This window comes from Flavobacterium sp., assembly GCF_036515215.1.
In the GTDB taxonomy this organism is placed as follows: Bacteria; Bacteroidota; Bacteroidia; order Flavobacteriales; family Flavobacteriaceae; genus Flavobacterium.
The window spans coordinates 1-3,970 of sequence record NZ_DATBVQ010000159.1 but is presented as its reverse complement, the minus strand read 5'-3'; the positions used below and the strand labels follow the sequence as shown (position 1 = coordinate 3,970).

5 protein-coding genes are annotated in these 3,970 nt (G+C 36.1%); 3 read left to right on the top strand and 2 right to left on the bottom strand.

Annotated elements, in window-relative coordinates; translation table 11 throughout:
- The coding region (locus VIH09_RS10690; RefSeq protein WP_331580776.1) for an Hsp70 family protein at nucleotides 1-136 on the bottom strand (136 nt) is incomplete at its 3' end.
- A gap of 464 nt (nucleotides 137-600) precedes the next feature.
- Between VIH09_RS10690 and VIH09_RS10685 the strand changes: the two genes are divergently transcribed.
- The 3 genes from VIH09_RS10685 to VIH09_RS10675 all read left to right on the top strand — a co-directional run bounded on the left by VIH09_RS10685 (nucleotide 601) and on the right by VIH09_RS10675 (nucleotide 2,399).
- On the top strand, nucleotides 601-990 hold the full coding sequence (locus VIH09_RS10685; protein ID WP_331580772.1) for a DUF1398 domain-containing protein: 390 nt from the start codon (nucleotides 601-603) through the stop codon (nucleotides 988-990).
- Nucleotides 991-1,108: 118 nt separating this feature from the next.
- Entirely contained in the window at nucleotides 1,109-1,477 is a 369-nt protein-coding gene (locus tag VIH09_RS10680; protein WP_331580774.1) for a glyoxalase, read from the top strand.
- Between the two features lie 151 nt (nucleotides 1,478-1,628).
- Nucleotides 1,629-2,399: a patatin-like phospholipase family protein gene (locus tag VIH09_RS10675; protein WP_331580770.1), complete on the top strand. Its 771-nt coding sequence runs from the start codon at nucleotides 1,629-1,631 to the stop codon at nucleotides 2,397-2,399.
- A gap of 199 nt (nucleotides 2,400-2,598) precedes the next feature.
- On the opposite strand, the gene VIH09_RS10670 is transcribed toward VIH09_RS10675, so the two are convergent.
- Nucleotides 2,599-3,970 (bottom strand): TonB-dependent receptor plug domain-containing protein (locus VIH09_RS10670; protein ID WP_331580768.1); only part of this gene is annotated, 1,372 nt, incomplete at its 5' end.

The following is a 3,970-nucleotide window of genomic DNA, read 5'->3' as shown; positions in this document are numbered from 1 at the left end:
CACCTTCAACAAAAGCGATGATAGATGGTGTTGTTCTTTTTCCTTCTGCGTTAGGAATAACAACTGCTTCATTACCTTCCATTACAGAAACACAAGAGTTTGTCGTACCTAAATCAATTCCGATTATTTTACCCATTTTTATTTATATTTAATTATAATGTATACTTATTTTAACAACTCATGGTGCTTAAGTCAATCTTTGTGCCAATGCAAGAAGGTCCCGTAAATTGTCAGTTTTTGTTAAAATTGTCGCAAGCTAATCTGACAAACTGACATTTTGGGGGCTTTGTCACTGTTCCAAAAGTTGTCATCCTGAATGTCACCCCCACCATTTCCCTTTTAAGGAGCTGAATCCCGCTATCCGCTGTATCTTTATGTTCCTAAAGAAAGAACATAAAGGATGCCGCTGCTATCGGGGCTAGTTTTTTTTTGAGAATAATCCGAATCGTTTACCAAAACAACATCCGTTTGCAATACGCAACCCTTACGTCGAATTTAAAATCCGTTCATGCACAAATCAAAGTCAGAGTGGACAAACTTATTTTTCCATATAATGTATATTTGCAATTCGTTCCCACAATAACAATTAAAACAAAAAATATGTTTACCCTAGAACAAATCAAACAAGCATACGATAAAGTAAAAACAGAGGCTGATTTTGCCGTTTATATTCAGGAACTAATTGATTTAGGCATAAAAGGATACGACACCTTCATCACTGACGGTCGGGTAGTCTATTATGGTGACACTGATCACGAAGCGAGCACCGATATAAAATACGAGCAACTATCCGTTGCGGCCGTGACAAACAAAGAGCGCTTTATTGAGTATCTTGTCATGCACGAAAGCGGTCAAACCGACTACTATACTTTTTGCCAACAGGCCGCTCAATGTGGAATCGCCAAGTGCCGTATCGATATCATAGAGATGACTTGCACGTATCTTAACACTGAAGTCGACGCGGTTGTAATAGAAAAAATGCCAGTTTAAATTTCTTGAATTTTAAATTATAAACGATCTGGAATCTGGGTCCTCGCAATAAAAATGAAAAAAAGTATTGGAAGAAATTTCAAAAACAGGAACTAAACCAAAAATCAATAACCTAGATATGGAACACAAAGGCAAATCAATTCGTCCGTTCATAGGCGCAAAAAACTACGGAGTTTCACGTCAATTTTACCAAGACCTCGGTTTCGAGGAGATTGTTTTATCAGCAAACATGTCCTATTTCAAGTCAGATACTCTAGGCTTTTATCTACAAGATGCTTATGTCAAGGATTGGATTGACAATACCATGATTTTTATGGAAGTGGAGGATGTAAAGCCCTTTTTCGACGGTCTTTCGGCGCTGGCCCTTCCGTCGAAATATGAGGGTGTTAAAGTCACCCCTGTACGGGAGCAACCTTGGGGAAGCGAATGTTATCTACATGACCCCTCTGGTGTCCTATGGCATTTTGGAGCATTCGTCACGAAATAAAAACCAGTCATCAAATTCGTAAAATAATGACTTTCTACTTTTTTATACTAATTATTTCCTGATTATCAAATATATACAGTAAAAACAATCTTTTTTTTCTACATTAGTGAAAACTACTTTATTATTTTAACACAAATAATAAGATATTGAAATGAAAACTAAGATCGGTATTGTTTTGTCTGGAGGTGGCGCCCGTGGGATCGCTCATTTGGGTATTTTGAAGGCTTTGGAGGAATTCGGAATTGTTCCCTCTTTTATTTCTGGTACAAGCGCGGGTGCCATTGCGGGCGCTTTTTATGCTGCTGGTTATTCCATTCCCGAAATTGTGGACATTTTAAAAAAAGGCCAAATTTTTAATTTCTCAAATATTCTCATCAAAAAGCAAGGCTTGTTTGCAATGAAAGGCTTTCAAAACCTTTATCAGGAGTGTTTTCCAAACGATACTTTTGAGGACCTAAACATTCCGCTATTTGTCGCTGCCACCGATATTTTAAAGGGAGAGATTGTTTATTTTTCATCGGGAAATCTTTCCAAGGCCTTAAGAGCTTCATCCTGCATTCCATTGCTTTTCCAGCCCGTAAACTATAAAGATACCCTGTTTGTCGATGGCGGGGTAATTGATAATTTTCCAACGGAGCCGTTGATTAATAAATGTGATATAATTATTGGAAGTTACGTCAATTCAATCAAAAAAGAGGTTAATGAAGTTCACATGAATAACATTCTCGACCGCTGTTTCCATCTGGCCATGAAAAGCTCTGTTCAAAATAAAATAGATCAGTGTACTTTATACATTGAACCGCCAAACATGAGTCAATTCAGCATTTTCAATCTAAAAAAATCAGACGAAATCTATAATTACGGCTATAATTATGCTCTTACTTTAGAAAAACAAATAAAAGAACTTGTAAGTACTTTATAAAAACATATTGTAAATCAACAACACTATCATAAATTTTTCAACAAAGGATAACTTCAAAACCAAGCACTACTATGGTATAACAAATCGGACTTCATATTGATAACAAAATCATAAAAATACCGAATCAGGCAGTTTCAAAAAAGACATAAAAAAAACGGGAATAAATCCCGTTTTTTTATGATTGTATTTTAAATGACCTTTAAAACTTAAAGTTTAGTCCTGCTGAAAAAGTTGTTCCACTAAATCCAAATTGGTTTACTTCCCAAGCATATTTAAAACGACCTCCTAAGTCAGTAACCACATCTCCTTTAGTATCTATCTCGTCTGGATAAACATTGAATAGATTGTTTACCATAACATTGGCAGATAGAGTGCTTGTGAATTTATAAGCTAAACCTAAGTCTGTAATAACTTTCCCTGCAAAAGTTTGATCTTTTGAGATATCTGTAGCGTGTTGCCAAGTAACTTCACCAAAATAAGTGTTATTGAAAGTAAGACTCGCTTTTTTCAAATCATAATTTGCCCCTAACAATACTTTTGTGTTAGGTCTTGCACTTAGAATTCTACCTTGCTCTTTTCGGTTGAAAATATCATATCCGTTAGCCTTCAAAATACTTGGTGTGGCAATTTGTCCATCGATTTTAGTACTGGCAATATTAGACGCCAAACTAAATGCTAGTTTCCCGTTTCCTAATTCTAAATTTTTGTAATTCAAAACAACATCAACACCTTTAGTTATAGTATTAACTGCGTTGATGAAAAACTTCATACTTGTAATATCGTTAGCAAGTAACACTTCTTCAACTGGGTTTGTTGTCGTATCATCCCCATCAAATCCAACCTCTCCAGAAAAAAGAACACGGTCTTTTACTTTTATATGGTAGAAATCAAGAGATGCAGAAAAATTAGCACCTGATCTAAAAGTAATCCCTGTCGATATATTTTCTGATTTCTCAGCGTGCAATTGAGGAACTCCCAATCCTATAACCGCTGGATCCACATTGTTAAAAGTCCCTTGATTAGAAACTGTACCTCCAGATACAAGCGTTTGAATATTACTCAAATAAATTTGGTGCAAGGCTGGCGCTCTAAATCCAGTGCTGTATGAAGCTCTTACTACAATATCATTATTCAGTTTGTAACGAGAATTAACCTTCCAAGAAAAATTATCCCCAAAATCAGAATAGTTCTCATATCTTAAAGATCCTCCTATCAAGAAAGCCTCTGTCATATCGTAATCCAGCGTAGTGTAAACCCCTACGTTACTACGGTCTTTTTTCAATTCATTTGCAGGCTGTAATCCAGGAAAAGACTGTGCTCCTCCACCTACATAAGACTCCTCTTGACCTGCTCTCGCCTCAAATTGTTCTTTTCTTAACTCTGTACCAAAACCAAAAGTCACTTTGTCAAAAGTTCTGCTGAAATCGGCATTACCCACTACCTGACTGAAAGTATATCCACCAACATTAAATTCTGTAGGACTGTTGGCACCCAAAGACACATTCAACGTATTCCCAACTTTATAATCTACCTTATTAGAACCAGCCGTTAAACTGAAATCCGAATTAAAA